Annotated in this window: 14 protein-coding genes; 5 read left to right on the top strand and 9 right to left on the bottom strand. The window is 75.9% G+C overall.

All coding sequences use genetic code 11. The features are described 5' to 3' along the window. Positions 1–3: 3 nt before the first annotated feature. Both WJX68_RS11710 and ppc read right to left on the bottom strand, forming a co-directional pair. A complete protein-coding gene (locus WJX68_RS11710; RefSeq protein WP_340289530.1) occupies positions 4–204 on the bottom strand; it encodes a hypothetical protein in 201 nt (66 codons plus the stop codon). 18 nt (positions 205–222) lie between these two features. Beyond that, entirely contained in the window at positions 223–2,991 is a 2,769-nt protein-coding gene (ppc, locus tag WJX68_RS11705; protein WP_340289528.1) for a phosphoenolpyruvate carboxylase, read from the bottom strand. A gap of 244 nt (positions 2,992–3,235) precedes the next feature. On the opposite strand from ppc, the gene WJX68_RS11700 reads away from it, so the two are divergent. After that, on the top strand, positions 3,236–5,254 hold the full coding sequence (locus WJX68_RS11700; protein ID WP_340289525.1) for a beta-galactosidase: 2,019 nt from the start codon (positions 3,236–3,238) through the stop codon (positions 5,252–5,254). A 78-nt stretch (positions 5,255–5,332) separates the two neighbouring features. On the opposite strand, the gene WJX68_RS11695 is transcribed toward WJX68_RS11700, so the two are convergent. From WJX68_RS11695 to WJX68_RS11675, 5 genes are read right to left on the bottom strand one after another with little or no spacing between them, the layout of a single operon-like run. Then, the gene (locus WJX68_RS11695) at positions 5,333–5,611 is read right to left on the bottom strand and encodes an HPr family phosphocarrier protein (protein ID WP_340289522.1); all 279 of its coding nucleotides are present in this window, start codon (positions 5,609–5,611) and stop codon (positions 5,333–5,335) included. Between the two features lie 25 nt (positions 5,612–5,636). Next, complete coding sequence (locus tag WJX68_RS11690) at positions 5,637–7,151, bottom strand: PTS fructose transporter subunit IIC (protein ID WP_340289519.1); 1,515 nt, start codon at positions 7,149–7,151, stop codon at positions 5,637–5,639. After that, positions 7,148–7,597 (bottom strand): PTS sugar transporter subunit IIA, encoded by a 450-nt coding sequence (locus WJX68_RS11685; protein WP_340289517.1) that lies wholly within the window; start codon positions 7,595–7,597, stop codon positions 7,148–7,150. Before WJX68_RS11685 ends, WJX68_RS11690 begins: the two co-directional genes overlap by 4 nt. Further along, positions 7,594–8,541 (bottom strand): 1-phosphofructokinase, encoded by a 948-nt coding sequence (gene pfkB / locus WJX68_RS11680; protein WP_340289934.1) that lies wholly within the window; start codon positions 8,539–8,541, stop codon positions 7,594–7,596. The genes WJX68_RS11685 and pfkB overlap by 4 nt, the downstream gene beginning before the upstream one ends. Positions 8,542–8,567: 26 nt before the next feature. Next, entirely contained in the window at positions 8,568–9,329 is a 762-nt protein-coding gene (locus WJX68_RS11675; protein ID WP_340289514.1) for a DeoR/GlpR family DNA-binding transcription regulator, read from the bottom strand. Between the two features lie 98 nt (positions 9,330–9,427). Between WJX68_RS11675 and ptsP the strand changes: the two genes are divergently transcribed. The 4 genes from ptsP to WJX68_RS11655 all read left to right on the top strand — a co-directional run bounded on the left by ptsP (position 9,428) and on the right by WJX68_RS11655 (position 14,434). Further along, complete coding sequence (gene ptsP / locus WJX68_RS11670; RefSeq protein ID WP_340289511.1) at positions 9,428–11,083, top strand: phosphoenolpyruvate--protein phosphotransferase; 1,656 nt, start codon at positions 9,428–9,430, stop codon at positions 11,081–11,083. A 311-nt stretch (positions 11,084–11,394) separates the two neighbouring features. Continuing rightward, positions 11,395–13,098: a DICT sensory domain-containing protein gene (locus tag WJX68_RS11665; protein ID WP_340289508.1), complete on the top strand. Its 1,704-nt coding sequence runs from the start codon at positions 11,395–11,397 to the stop codon at positions 13,096–13,098. A gap of 101 nt (positions 13,099–13,199) precedes the next feature. Continuing rightward, a complete protein-coding gene (locus WJX68_RS11660) occupies positions 13,200–13,817 on the top strand; it encodes a ClpP family protease (RefSeq protein WP_340289505.1) in 618 nt (205 codons plus the stop codon). Between the two features lie 5 nt (positions 13,818–13,822). Next, positions 13,823–14,434 (top strand): ClpP family protease, encoded by a 612-nt coding sequence (locus tag WJX68_RS11655; protein ID WP_340289502.1) that lies wholly within the window; start codon positions 13,823–13,825, stop codon positions 14,432–14,434. Between the two features lie 6 nt (positions 14,435–14,440). Here the strand turns inward: WJX68_RS11655 and WJX68_RS11650 are convergent, their stop codons facing one another. Both WJX68_RS11650 and WJX68_RS11645 read right to left on the bottom strand, forming a co-directional pair. Next, on the bottom strand, positions 14,441–14,746 hold the full coding sequence (locus WJX68_RS11650) for a helix-turn-helix domain-containing protein (protein WP_340289499.1): 306 nt from the start codon (positions 14,744–14,746) through the stop codon (positions 14,441–14,443). A 124-nt stretch (positions 14,747–14,870) separates the two neighbouring features. Further along, positions 14,871–15,191, bottom strand: a complete 321-nt coding sequence (locus WJX68_RS11645; RefSeq protein WP_340289496.1) for an ArsR/SmtB family transcription factor — start codon at positions 15,189–15,191, stop codon at positions 14,871–14,873. Positions 15,192–15,288: the final 97 nt, after the last annotated feature.

The following is a 15,288-nucleotide window of genomic DNA, read 5'->3' as shown; positions in this document are numbered from 1 at the left end:
GCGTCAGCGGGTGCGCCGGTGCAGCCAGAACCCGAGCCCGCCGAGGACCGCCGCCACCACGACGAGCACGGTCACGACCCGGAGCCCGGCCACCCCGACCAGGTAGCTCAGCGGGACGGCGACCAGCGCCGCGACCAGCAGCCAGGCCGTCACCTGCCGGGTGGTGGTCCGGGACGGGCCCGGGGTGTTCGGTCTGTCGGACATGTCCGGAACGTACCCGCCTCAGCCGGTGTTCTTCATCCCGGCCGCGATGCCGTTGATCGTCAGCAGCAGCGCCCGCTCCAGGTCCGGATCCGGCTCGTCGCCCGCCGCCCGCCGCTGCGCCAGCAGCTCGACCTGCAGGTGGTGCAGCGGCTCGAGATAGGTGTCGCGCACCTCGAGGGTCCCGCGCAGCACGGGGTGCCGGGCGAGCAGCCGGTCCTCCCCGGTGACCGCGAGCAGCTCGCGCCGGGTCAGCTCGTGCTCGGCGCGGATCCGCTCGAACAGGCCCTGCTGCTCGGGGTCGACGAGCGTCGCGACGTAGTTCGACGCGATCCGCAGGTCGGTCTTGGCCAGGGTCATCTCGACGTTGCCGATCAGGTTCCGGAAGAACGCCCACTCCCGCATCCCGGCGAGCTCGTCGGCGTAGCCGGCCTCGCGGGCGGCCCGCAGGCCCGACCCGAGGCCGTACCAGCCGGGGACGACCATCCGGGTCTGCGTCCAGCCGAACACCCACGGGATCGCCCGCAGGTCGTCCAGGGTCGGCTCGCCCTGCCCCGGCCGCTTCGACGGCCGCGACCCCACGTTGAGCCGGCCCAGCTCCTCCACCGGCGTCGCCGCGGTGAAGAACAGCGGCAGACCCGGGTCGCCGACCAGCGCCCGGTAGGTCTCGGTGGCCGCGCCGGACACGCAGTCCATGACCTCGTCCCAGCGCTCCAGGGTGTCGGCGGGCCAGCGCGAGGCCTGGTGCAGCAGCGACGCGTCCAGCATCGACGCGAGCAGGATCTCCAGGTTGTCGTGGGCCAGGCTGGGCAGCGAGTACTTGTCGGAGATGACCTCGCCCTGCTCGGTGAGCTTCATCGTGGCGTCGACCGACCCGAACGGTGCCGACGCGATCGCCTCACCGGCCGGGCCGCCGCCGCGCCCGACGGAGCCGCCGCGGCCGTGGAACAGCCGCAGCCGTACCCCGTGCTCGGCGGCGACGTCGCGCAGCTGGCGCTGGGCCCGGTGGATCTGCCACTGCGAGGCCGTGATCCCGGCGCCCTTGTTGGAGTCGGAGTAGCCCAGCATGATCTCCTGCAGGTCACCGCGGTTGCGGACCTGCTGCCGGTACCCGGGGTCGGCGAGCAGGCCCTCCAGCAGCTCCCCGGCGCGGGAGAGCTCCTCGACGGTCTCGAACAGCGGCACCAGGTCGATCGAGGAGCGCGGCTCGTCGCCGAGCTCGACCATGTAGGACTCGCGGGCCAGCACCGCGACGGCGAGCAGGTCGTCGACGTCGCGGGCCATCGAGATGATGTAGGTCCGGATGACCTCGGGCCCGAACTCGTGCTGCAGCGCGTGCACGGTGTCGAACAGCTCCAGCACCGGTGCGGCGGCCTCCGGGACGCCGTAGTGGCGCCGGAACAGCGGCCGCTTGCCGCGCAGCTCGCGCGAGAGCAGCTCCCGGCGCTCGTCGCGGGTCAGCTCGGCGTAGGGCCTCTCCAGCTCGCCGAGCTCGTCGAAGATCGCGCCGAGGGCGGCGTGGTGCTTCTCGGAGTGCTCGCGCACGTCCAGCTCGACCAGGTGCAGGCCCACCGAGCGGGCCGAGCGGATCGCCCTGGCCAGGGTGCCGCCGGCGATGCGGGTGCCGTGGTGGCCGCGCAGCGACCGGTCGACGACCAGCAGGTCGTCCAGGTAGCCGGCCGAGCCGAGGTAGTCGACGCCCGGCTCGTGCGCCGCCCCGGACGCGATCCGGGCCCGGGTGTTCTCCAGCCGGGCCGCGACGTAGCTGAGCTTGAGCCGGTACGGCTCGTGCGCGTTGAGCCGGATGAACCGGTCGTGCACCGCGGGCAGCGCGCGCCGGTCGCGGGCCAGCGAGCCGCGCAGCTCCTCCGAGACGCCCATGACCCGGGTGGACACCGACAGCTCGAAGATCAGCTTCTCGACCAGCGCGGCCTGGATGCGGATGGCCCGGTCGGCGTTGAGCTCCAGGACCTCGCGGGTGACCGACGGGGTGACGTTGGGGTTGCCGTCGCGGTCGCCGCCGACCCAGGAGCCCAGGACGAGCGGGCGGGCGTCGTCGGGGATCGTCAGGCCGGCGTCGGCGGCCTCCCGGGCGAACTCGCCGAGCAGGTCGGGGACCGTGCGCTCGCCGAGCCGGGCCGCGAACCAGGCGATGTTGCGGGCCTCGTCGATCACCATCGGCTTGCCGGGGCGGATGTCGTCGGTCTGCCAGAGCAGGTCGACCAGCGCGGCGAGCTCCTCGTCGGGGGCGCCCGCGTCCAGCGCGTCGACGACCCGGCGCAGGATGCCGAGCACCGACTGCCGGGTGGACTCGGTCGGGTGCGCGGTGAACACCGGGCGCAGCTCGGCGCGGGCGAGCACGTCGGCGACCTCGTCCGGGTCGGCCTCGGTCGCCAGCCGGCGCAGGACGGTGCGCAGCGGGCGGGCGTCGGCCGGGCGGAGCTCGCGCAGCTCGCGGGAGCGGTGCAGCTGCTCGGCCACGTTCGCGAGCTGGAAGTACTGCGAGAACGCCCGGGCCAGCAGCACCGCGGTGCCGGTGTCGATGCCGTCGAGCAGGGCCGCGACGACGTCCGGGCCCGCCTCGCCGCGCGCGGAGTCGCGGGCCGCCCGCCGGACCTGCTCCACCAGCTCCAGGACCTCGGGGCCCGCCTCGTCGGACAGCGTCGCGCCGAGCATCGTCGACAGCCGCCGGATGTCGGCCCGCAGCGCCTTCTGCTCGGTCTCGCTGACGACGCCCGAGTGCGCGGTCAGCGAGTCGGGGGCGAGTGCGGTGGTCTCCGAGGGGGTCACGGTCGGCGCTCCGGTTCTCCGCGCGGTGGCGCGGCTGTGGGACGGGCCGCTCGCGTCGTCGGGAACGGGATCGACCGGCATCGTCCCCCGCCCGCCCGCTCGGGCCGGTGCCATCGCTGACGGCCGACCGTTACCCCGGGGAAACACGCCCCACGGTCCGCACAGACTCACACACACCCGCACTACTCCGAACATCCGTGGGGCACACTGGCACCGCCGACATCCCGAGCCGAGAGGGCATCCGATGACTCGCTGGCTGCGCCCCACCCCGGGCGCCACCCGTCCCCGCCTGGAGTTCGGGGCCGACTGGAACCCCGAGCAGTGGCCGCGCGCGGTCTGGGCGCAGGACGTCGCGCTGATGCGCGAGGCCGGGGTCACCGTCGCGACGGTCGGCGTCTTCTCCTGGGCCCTGCTGCAGCCCGCGCCGGACCGCTGGGACACCGGCTGGCTGGGCGACGTGCTCGACCTGCTGCACGAGAACGGGATCGCGGCCGACCTGGCGACGGCGACGGCGTCGCCCCCGCCGTGGCTGCACCGGCTCCACCCCGAGATCCTCCCGGTCGACGCCGACGGGCGGACGATCTCCCCGGGCGGGCGCCAGCACTACCGGCCGACCTCGCCGGTGTTCCGGCGGCACGCGCTCGCCCTGGTCGAGACCCTGGCCCGCCGCTTCGGCGACCACCCCGCGCTGGCCGCCTGGCACGTCTCCAACGAGCTGGGCTGCCACCACGTCCACGACCACTCCGACGACGCGCGCGCCGCGTTCCGGGTCTGGCTGCGCGGGCGCTACGGCGACCTCGACCGGCTCAACCACGCCTGGGGCACCGCGTTCTGGTCGCAGCACTACGGCGACTGGGAGGAGATCGGCACCCCGGCCCGGGTCGGGCCGGGCACCCACCCGAACCCCACCCAGCTGCTCGACTTCGCCCGGTTCTCCTCCGACGCGCTGCTCGACCACCTGCGCGCCGAGCGCGACCTGCTGCGCGAGCTCACCCCGGACGTGCCGGTCACCACCAACTTCATGGTGATGGGCGAGACGAGCGGGATGGACTACGCGAGCTGGGCGGGCGAGGTCGACATCGTCGCCAACGACCACTACGTGTTCCCCGGGCCGCAGGCCCGCGACGAGCTGTCCTTCTCGGCGAACCTCACCGGCAACCTCGCCGGCGGGCACCCGTGGTGGCTCATGGAGCACTCGACGTCGGCGGTGAACTGGCAGCCGGTCAACCGCGCGAAGCGGCCCGGTGAGCTCGCCCGCGACACCCTCACCCACCTCGCCCACGGCGCCGACGCGCTGTGCTTCTTCCAGTGGCGCCAGTCCGCGGCGGGCGCGGAGAAGTTCCACTCGGCGATGGTGCCGCACGCCGGGCCGGACTCGGCGCTGTTCCGCGACGTCACCGCGCTCGGCGCGACGCTGCGCGACCTCGCACCGGTGGCCGGGGCGCGACGGGTGCCGGCCCGGGCCGCGGTCCTGTGGGACTGGCCGTCGTGGTGGGCCTCGGAGCAGCCGTTCACCCCCACCACCGAGCTGCGCTACAAGGCCGAGGCGCTGGGCTGGTACCGGGCGTTCCTCGACTGCGGGGTGCGCGCCGACGTCGTCCCGGCCGACGCCGACCTGTCCGGCTACGAGGTGGTCGTCGCGCCGGTGCTGCACGTCGTCGGCCCGGAGCGGGCGGCCGCGCTCAGCGCCTGGGTCGGCGGCGGCGGGCACCTGGTCACCACCTACTTCTCCGGCACCGTCGACGACGACGCGCACGCCGTCCTCGGCGGCTACCCGGGCGCGCTGCGCGAGCTGCTGGGCGTGCGGGTCGAGGAGTTCGCCCCGCTCGACCCCGGCGCCACCGTGACCCTCGACGACGGCTCGACCGGCGAGCTGTGGAGCGAGGCCGTGCAGGTCGTGGACCCGGCGGTGGAGGTGCTCGCCCGCTGGACGGGCGGCGGCACCGACCCCGGCGCCGCCGACCTCGCCGGGCTGCCCGCGCTGACCCGGCGCCCGGTCGGGGACGGCTCGGCGACCTACGTGCCGACCAGGCTCGCCGACCGCGCGCCGCTGCTGCGCCGGCTGCTCGCCGCGGCCGGCGTCGCGCCGGAGCTGCCCGGTGAGCTGGCCGGGCGGGTCGAGCTGGTCCGTCGCGACGGGTTCCGGTTCCTGGTCAACCGCACCGACGCCCCCGTCGACCTGGGGCCGCTCGGCGCGGCGGAGGTGCTCGCCGGCCCGGCCGGGACCCTGCCCGCCCGCGGGGTGACCGTCCTGCGGGACTGAGCCGCGGGATCGGGGTGCGGACGGCCGGACGCCCCGCCGCGCGGGAGGCGCGGCGGGGCGTCGGGGTCGTGCGCGGGGTCAGGTCGCGTCGAGGTCCTGCTCCAGCAGCTCGGCCAGGACGGCGACGGCGGCCTCGCCCTGCTCGTCGTCGGAGGAGGTCAGTACGACCTCCTCGCCGGAGCGCACACCCAGCCCCATCACCGACAGGATCGAGGCGGCGTCGACCGGGCCGCGCTCGCCGTCGGCGGTCCCGATCCGCACCTTCACCCCCTGCTCCTTCGCGGCGGTCACGAACAGGTTGGCGGGGCGGGCGTGCAGCCCGACCGACGAACCGACCTTCACACGGCGCTCGGCCATGGCGGTGCTCCTCTCGGGGGGTGGGTCAGCCGGCGACCGGCGCGGCGGCTGCCGGGGCGGTGGCGGGGGCGGGCGTGGCCTCGGCCGGCGTGCGGCGGGCCGACTTCAGGGCCACGACCAGCACCGCCGAGACCAGGGTGCCCGCGACGATCGCGAGCAGGTAGGCGAACGGGTTGCCGATCAGCGGGACCACGAAGATGCCGCCGTGCGGGGCCCGCAGGGTGGAGCCGAAGGCCATCGACAGCGACCCGGCGACCGCGGAACCGGCCATGATCGACGGGATGACCCGCAGCGGGTCGGCCGCGGCGAACGGGATCGCGCCCTCGGTGATGAAGGAGGCGCCCAGCAGCCAGGCGGCACGCCCGTTCTCCTGCTCGACCTTGGTGAACAGGTTCTTGCGGACGGCGGTGGCCAGCGCCAGCGCCAGCGGCGGGGTCATGCCGGCGGCCATCACCGCGGCCATGATCATCAGCGCGGTCTCCGACCCGGTGGACAGCCCGGCGACGGCGAAGGCGTACGCGGCCTTGTTGACCGGGCCGCCCATGTCGAAGGCCATCATCAGGCCGAGCAGGGCGCCGAGCAGGATCGCGTTGGTGCCCGACAGGCCGTTGAGCCAGTCGGTCAGGCCGGTGGTCGCGGCCGCCAGCGGTGTGCCGACGACCAGGAACATGATCGCGCCGACCACGGCGGTGCCGATCAGCGGCAGCACCAGCACCGGCATGATCCCGGCCAGGGCGCGCGGCGGCTGCCACAGCTTGAGGCCGTAGATGACCGCACCGGCGAGCAGACCGGCGACCAGGCCGCCGAGGAACCCGGCGTGGGTCTGGACGGCGATCATGCCGCCGACGAAACCGGGCACCAGGGCCGGGCGGTCGGCGATCGCGTAGGCGATGAAGCCGGCCAGGACCGGGACGAGGAAGCCGAAGGCCAGACCGCCGACCTGGAAGAACAGTGCGGCCCAGGACTGCAGGGCGCCCGGGTCGAACACGACCGAGGCGACGCCGTCGTCGTTGAAGGAGACGACGTCGGGGGCCTCGGTGATCTGGTAGCCGCCGAGCGCGAAGCCCAGCGCGATCAGCAGACCGCCGGCCGCGACGAACGGGATGACGTAGGAGACGCCGGTCATCAGCCAGCCGCGCAGCCGCGACCCGAAGCCGGAGCCGAAGTTCTTGACCGCCATGTCGGACTCGCCGCGCTGCGCCGGGACGGCCGCGGCGGCGGAGCCCTTCGGCTGCTCGGCTGCCTTGGCGACGGCCTGCTCGATCAGGCCCGGTGCCCCGCCGATGGCCTTCTTGACCGGCGAGGTCACGGTGGGCAGGTGCGCGAAGCGCTCCCTGTCCCGGACCTCGACGTCGGCGGCGAGGATGATCGCGTCGGCCTCGTCGAGCTGGGCCTGGGTGAACGGCGTCGAGCCGGCCGAGCCCTGGGTCTCGACGACGATCTCGTGGCCCGCCTCCTCTGCGGCGACCTCGAGGGCCTCGGCGGCCATGTAGGTGTGGGCGATGCCCGTGGGGCACGCGGTGACGGCGAGGAGCTTCATGCTCCCACCTCCTGCTGGATGAAGGTCGCGACGGCGGCCGGGTCGGTGGCGTTGCGGAGCTCGTTCTTGAAGGAGGCACGGACCAGGCGGCGGGCCAGCGCGGCCAGCACCGTCATGTGGTCGGTGTTGCCGCCCTCGGGGGCGGCGATCATGAAGATGAGGTCGGCGGGCCCGTCCTCGGCGCCGAAGTCGACACCTCCCGGCGCGCGGCCGAAGGCCAGCGTCGGCTCGGTGACGGCCGCGGAGCGGCAGTGCGGGATGCCGATGCCGCCCTCCAGGCCGGTCGGCATCTGCGCCTCGCGGGCCTCGATGTCGGCGAGGAAGGCGTCGAGATCGGTGACCCGACCGGCCTTCACCAGGCGCTCGGCGAGCGCGGCGACGGCGGTCCTGCGGTCGGCCGACGGCACGTCGAGGTCGACCAGATCAGCGGTGATCAGGGCAGTCATGCGGCATCTCCGGTGAGGGCGAGGGTGACGTCCGGCGTGGGTGCCAGTTCGACGTCGTCGATACGGATGTCGGCCGGGCCCGGCGCGGCGGAGCCGGGCAGTCGGCAGGCGGCGGCGCCGTAGGCGACGGCGTGGCGCAGGGCGTCCGGTCCTTCCCCGCCCGCGGCCAGGAACCCGGCCAGGGTGGAGTCGCCGGCGCCCACCGTGCTGAGCACGGTGATCGGAGGGGTCCGTGCGTGGTACTCGCCGGACCGGTCGACCAGCAGGGCGCCACCGGCGCCCAGGCTGACCAGGACCGCGCCGATCCCGCGGGCGCGCAGCTCGCGGGCGGCCGGCAGCACGTCGCCGAGGCTGCCCAGGGGGCGCCCGACGAGCTCGGCCAGCTCGGCGTGGTTGGGCTTCACGAGGTCGGGGGCCGCGGCCACCGCGTGGTGCAGCGGCAGGTCCGAGGTGTCCACGGCGATCCGCAGCCCGGCGCGCCGGCTGCGGCGGATCATCTCGGCGTAGAAGCCGGGGTCGACGCCGGACGGCAGCGACCCGCAGCCGACCAGCCAGGTGGCGCCGGCGGACAGGGCGCACGCCCGGTCCATCAGCGCGGCGACCTCGTCGGCCGACAGCCGCGGCCCCTGCTCGTTGATCTTGGTGGTGACGCCGTCCGGCTCGACCAGGGTGATGTTCACCCGGGTCGCCTCGGCGACCGGCACCGTGACCGTCGTGACGTCGGTCGGCTCCAGCAGGGCGGCCAGCCGCTCGCCCGGGGTGGCGCCCGACGGCATCAGGGCGACGGCGCGGTGCCCGGCCGAGGCCAGTGCACGGGCGACGTTGACACCCTTGCCGCCCGGGTCGAGCCGGACCGACTCGGCGCGGTGCACCTCGCCGCGCACCAGGTGCGGCAGCTGGATGGTCCGGTCGAGGCTGGGGTTGGGCGTGACCGTCACGAACATGGGTCGCGCGGGCACGGGGCGGGGGGTCATGCGCGTACCACCTTGGGTCCGGCGGCCTCGATCGCGGCGGCGTCCGCCGCGTCGAGGCCGGTGTCGGTGATCAGCGTGTCGACCTCGGCCAGCGTGCCGAAGCGCACGAACTGGTCGGAGCCGAACTTGCTCGCGTCGGCCAGGACGACGGTGCGGCGGGCGCAGCGGAGCATGGCCCGCTTGGTCGCGCCCTCGTCCGGGTCGGGCGTGGTGAGACCGCGGGCGACGGAGAAGCCGTTGGTCCCGAGGAAGGCGACGTCGACGGTGAGCCCCTCGAGCGCGTCCTTCCCCCAGTCGTCGACGGTGGCCAGGGTCGTCCCGCGGACCCGGCCGCCGAGCAGCCGCAGCACCACGTTCGGGCGCCCGGCCAGCGAGGTCGCGATCGGCAGCGAGTTGGTGACGACGGTGACGTCGCGCTCGCGGGGGAGCGCGGTCGCCAGCCGGGAGGTCGTGGTGCCGGCGTCGAGCAGGACGGTCGCCGCGTTGCCCAGCTCGGCGAGCGCGGCCTTGGCGATCCGCTCCTTCTCCGCGCCGGACTGGGTGTCGCGCTGGCCCACGCCCGGTTCGAAGTTCAGCAGGTCCGACGCGATCGCCCCGCCGTGCACCCGGCGGACCAGACCCTGGCGCTCCAGGGTCCCGAGGTCCCGTCGGATGGTCTCGGGGGTGACATCGAGCTCCTCGGCGACAGCGGCCACGTCGACCCGGCCCCGGTCCCGGGTCCGGTCGAGCAGCCACTGCTGACGCTCCGCTGCGTACATCTTTGTTCGCTCCCGCTTCGATGCTTGCTTGTGTCTGAGTATGTGGGTTTTACTGTGTTTGTCAACGGGTCACGTCGAAGTAACCCCGGGAGCCACACATGCCCAGCACGTTGAACGGAATCCCCGCGAGCCCCGGCCGCGCGGGCGGTCGCGTCGTCCGCGTCGCCGAGCCGCCGGGTGAGCCGGCCGCCGGTCCGGCCCCGGCCGACGCCGCCGCGGAGGCCGCCCGCATCGCGCCGGCCGTCGAGCTGGTCTCGCAGCGCCTGACCGCGCGCGCCGCGACCGTCTCCGGCGACGCGAAGGAGGTGCTGGAGGCGACCGTGTCGATGGTCGGCGACCCGGCGCTGCTGGAGAACGCGGAGAACCTCGTCACCGGGCAGGGCCGCCCCGCGGCGCGCGCGGTGTGGGAGGCCGCGAACTCCTTCGCCGAGATGCTGTCCTCGATGGGCGGCTACATGGCCGAGCGCGCCCGCGACATCCACGACGTGCGCGACCGCATCGTCGCCGAGCTGCTCGGCCTGCCCGCGCCGGGCGTCGCCGACCTCGACGCGCCGGCCGTGCTCGTCGCGACCGACCTGGCCCCGGCCGACACCGCGGGCCTGCAGCCGGGCGTCGCGCTGGCGCTGGTCACCGAGCAGGGCGGCCCGACCAGCCACACCGCGATCCTGGCCCGCTCGCTGGGCATCCCCGCGGTCGTCGGCTGCGCCGGCGCGACGACGCTGGCCGAGGGTGCCGCGCTCACCGTCGACGGTGGCACCGGCGAGGTCCGCGAGGTCGACACGCTCGACGAGGCCACCGCCTTCGCCGCGGCCGCGTCGGTGACCGCCGAGTGGGACGGCGTCGGCCGCACCGCCGACGGGCGGGTCGTCCCGGTGCTGGCCAACGTCGGCGACGGCCCGGGCGCGACGAAGGCCGCGGACGCCCGCGCCGAGGGCGTCGGCCTGTTCCGCACGGAGCTCGCGTTCCTCTCCGCGGCCGAGGAGCCGACCGAGAACGCCCAGCGCGAGGTCTACACCGCGGTCCTCGCGGCGTTCGCCGGCCGGCCGGTCACCGCCCGCACCCTGGACGCCGGCGCCGACAAGCCGCTGCCGTTCCTGTCCCTGGACGGCGAGCCCAACCCGGCGCTGGGCGTGCGCGGCCTGCGCATCGCCCGCGTGCCCGGCAACGGCGACGGCGTGCTGGACCGCCAGCTCGCGGCCCTGGCCGCGGCGGCGAAGGAGACCGGCGTCGAGCTCAAGGTCATGGCCCCGATGGTCGCCACCGCCGAGGAGGCCCGCTGGTTCGTGCAGCGCTGCCGCGCGCACGGCATCACGCAGGCCGGCGTCATGATCGAGATCCCGGCCGCGGTGCTCACCGCCGACGAGATCATGGCCGAGGTCGACTTCGTCTCGGTCGGCACCAACGACCTCGCCCAGTACCTGTTCGCCGCGGACCGCCAGTCCGGCCCGGTCGCCGCGCTGAACGACCCGTGGCAGCCGGCGCTGCTGCGGCTGATCGGGCTGCTCGGCGAGGCCTCGGCGCGTACCGGTGTGCCCGTCGGCGTGTGCGGCGAGGCCGCGGCGGACCCGGCGCTCGCGCCGGTGCTGGTCGGGCTCGGCGTCGCGAGCCTGTCGATGGGGTCCGGCGCGCTCGCCGCGGTCGGCGCGAACCTGGCCTCGCTGACGGTGGCCCAGTGCCGGGAGCGGGCGGTCGCGGCCTGCGGCGCGTCCGACCCGGTCGCCGCCCGCCAGGCGGTCGCCGCGCTCGACGGCTGAGGCCCGCCGGGACCGGACGGGTGGCCGGGAGCCGGGGTGACGGACACGCCCGGTGACCCCGCTGGGCCGTCCGGGTGGCGCGGTCGGGGTGTCGCGGGCGCCGCGCGCCGCTCGTCGTTCCCCCCGGCCCGCTCGGCCCGGCACGCGCCCGCGCCGGGGGTGCATCGCCGCTGGTCGCAGGCGGGTGCGGTCCCGCCGGAGGACCCCGTCCCCCGGTTGCCGCAGGCCACGGACGGTTGTTGGGTCGGCACACGGCGTACCGGCCCGCGCGACCGGCCGGTGCGCCGACCGCCGAGCCGGGGAGGCCGACCATGACCGAGGGACCGCTCGCGCACGCCGTCCGGGTGGCGTCCGAGCAGGCCTACGTCGACGGGCTGTCCGAGGGCCGCCGCGAGGCCTGGGAACGGGCGTCCGGCGCGCGCCCCGAGCCGTCGTCGAAGCGGTTGCTGGTGCACCTGTCGCACTCGATCGAGCGGGCGGTGATGTCCGGCCCGCGGACCGACCCGACGGTCGTCGTCGCGCTGTTCCAGCGGCTGCGGTTCTTCGACCGCGAGCGCGAGGTCTACGCGCGGATGGCCCGGGCGGGCCTGCACGTCGTCGTCGCCTTCGCCGAGGGCGCGGCGCACGACGTGCCCGAGGGGGTGCACCCGGTCCTCCTCGATCCGGACGAGCCGCTGGCGCAGGAGTGGAGCGTGGTGGCCGTCGGGCCGGAGGCCGGCGCGTTCCTGGTGGCGACCGACCAGCACGAGCGCGACCCGCGCGAGCAGGGCGAGGCGGGACGGGTGTTCCTCGGGCGCTGGGGCTACTCCCGCGCCCAGGCCGGCACCGAGCTCGCCCGGCTCCGGTTCGCGCTGGGGGACCGGCTGCCCGACGCCGTCCGCCGCACCGTCGACGGGCTGCTGGCCGCCTCGATGGCCACCGGCGGGGACCCGGCGGCCTCGGCCGGCACGACCGGCGAGGCGTGGGCGACGACCTCGCTCAACCACATGATCGACCGCCTGCTCTCGGCCCGGGCCGGGACCCGCGCGCTGCGGGCCCAGCTCGCCGACGCCCGGCACGCGGCGGCCGCGCGCACCGCGGCCGCCCTCGACCCCGCCAGCGGGCTGCCCACCGCGGAGGCACTGGACCGCTTCGCCGGGCCCGCCGGCCCGGAGACGCTGCCCGTCGGCCTCGCGCTGTTCGACCTGCCCGGCCTCGACGACTCGGTGGTCCACGACGACGACCGCGCCGCCTGGTTCGCCGCCCACCAGGTCGCGGCCGCGATGACCCAGCCGCTCGGCCCGGTCGAGGCCGCGCTGCGCCTGTCGGCGCGCCGGTTCGCGCTGGTCGTGCCGGGTGCGTCGGAGCGCCATCTGGCCGGGCTGTGCGACCGGGTCGGCGAGCGGCTGGCGCTGGCCGCCCGGGGCTGGCCCGGTGTCCCGCTGACCGGGCGGGTCGCGCTGATGGTGACCCGTACCCGCCCGCTGCCGGTGGACGACCTGGCCGCGGCGCTGGCGCACCTGCCCGAGAGTCCGGGTGCCGTGGCCCCGGTGGACGCCGGCACGACCCCGGCGGGGGACCGGATCGTCGTCGCGGCGACCGGGAACCCGGGGGTCCCGTCCCCGGCTGCCGCCCCGGCCCCGGTCGCGGTGCAGGCCCCGGCCCCGGTCCCCGTGGACCCGGTCGCGGCGGCGGGGACGGCGCGGCACCGGAGCCCCGAGGGGACGCCACCGGTGCCGTCGTGGCCGTCGCCGGACCCGGTCGCCCCGCCGCCCGGGGCGCACGCACCGGCCCCGCGCCCGGCCCCGGCGGCACCCGCGGCCGTCGACGCGCCGCCGCCGTCGCGACCGCGGCCCTACCTCGACGCCGGTCCCGGCCCGACGGCCGGCACCGGCCCCGGGGCGGACCCGCAGGCCACGGCCCGCGAGGCGCTGCGGCGGCTGATCCACGGCGACGAGCCGGGCGACCCGCGGGCCCGCGACGACGTGTTCGCCGATCTGTCCGACCCCTCCCGCACCGGTCGCGGCACCGTCTGACCCGGCGGGGCCGCCGACCCGGCGGGCGCGTTCGCCCTGCGCGGAGCTGCCCGCAGCAGAACCGCGCGCGGACCGGCCGCACCGGCGGCCACGGTGGGGCCATGAGCGACTCACCCCGCACCCCCCGGTTCGACGACCGGGCCCGCCGTGACCTCTACGACCAGCGCGTCGTGGTGCTCGACGGGCCGCTCGACGACGACAACGGCACCCTGCTCGCGACCCAGGTCGTCGCCCTGGCCACCCGCGACCCCGACAGCGACATCGCCTTCTGGATCCACTCGCCGGGCGGCTCGGTGCCCGCGATGCTGGCGCTGCGCGACCTGTTCCGGCTCGTGCCGTGCGACGTCTCGACCCTCGTGCTCGGCATCGCCTACAGCGCCGGCCAGTTCCTGCTGTCGGCGGGCACCCCGGGCAAGCGGCGGGCGCTGCCGCACTCGCGGGTCCTGATGCACCAGGGCTCGGCGGGGATCGCCGGCACCGCCGTCGACATCGAGCTGCAGGCCGACGACCTGCGCCACACCCGCGACACCGTGCTCGGGCTGATCGCCGCCGACACCGGCCAGCCGGTCGAGCGGGTGTTCACCGACTCGCTGCACGACCGCTGGTACTCCGCCGCCGAGGCGCTCGACTACGGCTTCGTCGACGCCGTCGTCGACCGCTTCGACCAGGTCGTGCCCCGGCGCGGCGCGGTCCCGGCCGGCTTCGGCGCGGGGCGGTGAGCGCGGTGGCCTCGTACACGATCCCCAACGTCATCGCCCGCACCCCGGGCGGCGAACGCATCCTCGACGTCTACTCCCACCTGCTCACCGAGCGGGTCGTCTACCTGGGCACCGAGGTCGACGCGGGCGTCGCGAACGCCCTGATCGCGCAGCTGCTGTTCCTGGAGGCCGACGACCCCGACCGCGAGGTGCAGCTCTACGTCAACTGCGGCGGCGGGGACCCGAGCGCGATGCTCGGCATCTACGACACGCTGCGCCACGTCCGGTGCCCGGTCGCGACGACCTGCATCGGGCAGGCCGTCTCGGTGGGCGCGGTGCTGCTCGCGGCCGGGACGCCCGGGCGGCGCGCCGCGCTCCCGCACGCCCGCGTGGTGCTGCACCAGCCCGCCGCGCAGGGCCGCGGCACGATCCCGGACCTGATCCTGCAGGCCGACGAGCTGGTCCGGATCCGGGCCGACATGGAGAACGTGCTGGCCGAGCACACCGGGCAGAGCGTCGAGCGGCTGCGGGCCGACACCGACCACGACCGGGTGTTCACCGCGACCGGGGCGCGCGACGACGGCCTGGTCGACACCGTCCTCGCCCCGCAGCCGCCGCGTCCGCGCGAGGCCCGGTGAGCGGGCTCAGGCGGCCAGCGCGTACGCCGTGCGGTCCGCGCCCCGCGCCACCGGCGCACGGCCCGGCGCCGGCGCGGCGAGATCGTCGGCGACCGCGCGGGTCAGGTCGGCGAGACCGGTCCCCAGCGCCCCGGCGACGGCGGCGATCATCTCGCTGGACGGTTCCTTGCGGCCCCGCTCCACCTCCGACAGGTACTGGGGGGAGACCCCCGCCCGGGCGGCGGTGCCGGCCAGCGTCTCGCGGCGGGCGTGGCGGCGGCGTCGCAGCTCGCGGCCCAGCGCGTGCCGCCACAGCGGCTCCGGGGTGCTCATGGTCGCACCGTAGGGGCCCCGGCGGCGGCGGTCGCCGGATTCCGCTCGCAGCGGAACCAGCGCCCTGCGGCGCCGGGGGCCGTCCGCACGCCGGTGCGGCCGGACCGCCCCGTCCCGCGGGGGGCTATCCGGCCGTCGCGGGGCTCCGTCCGAGCATGCGCTGCAGCACGTCGCGCACCGCAGGGTCCTCGACCGTGTAGTAGACGAAGGTCCCCTCACGACGGTTCTCGACCAGTCCGGACAGCCTCAGCTTGGACAGGTGCTGGCTCACCGCGGTGGGGGCCGCGCCGACGAGCTCGGCCAGGCAGGCGACCGACGACTCGCCCTGCAGCAGCGCCCAGAGGATCTTCACCCGGGTCGGGTCGGACAGCATGCGCATCGCGTCCGCCACCCGGCGGACCTCGTCCTCGGGCGGCATCGCGAAGCCGGGAATGGACTCGTGCACGCCACCACGATACCTGCGCGACTGCGCGGATGGTCCAGCGTCTCAGTACGTGGATGGCTGACTTCGCACCTTCGTGTATGCGCAGGTACTGTGCTGC

The organism is Pseudonocardia spirodelae, assembly GCF_037727765.1.
Taxonomy (GTDB): Bacteria; Actinomycetota; Actinomycetes; order Mycobacteriales; family Pseudonocardiaceae; genus Pseudonocardia; species Pseudonocardia spirodelae.
Note: the sequence above shows the minus strand (reverse complement) of the source record. Positions and strands in the feature narration are given on the sequence as shown.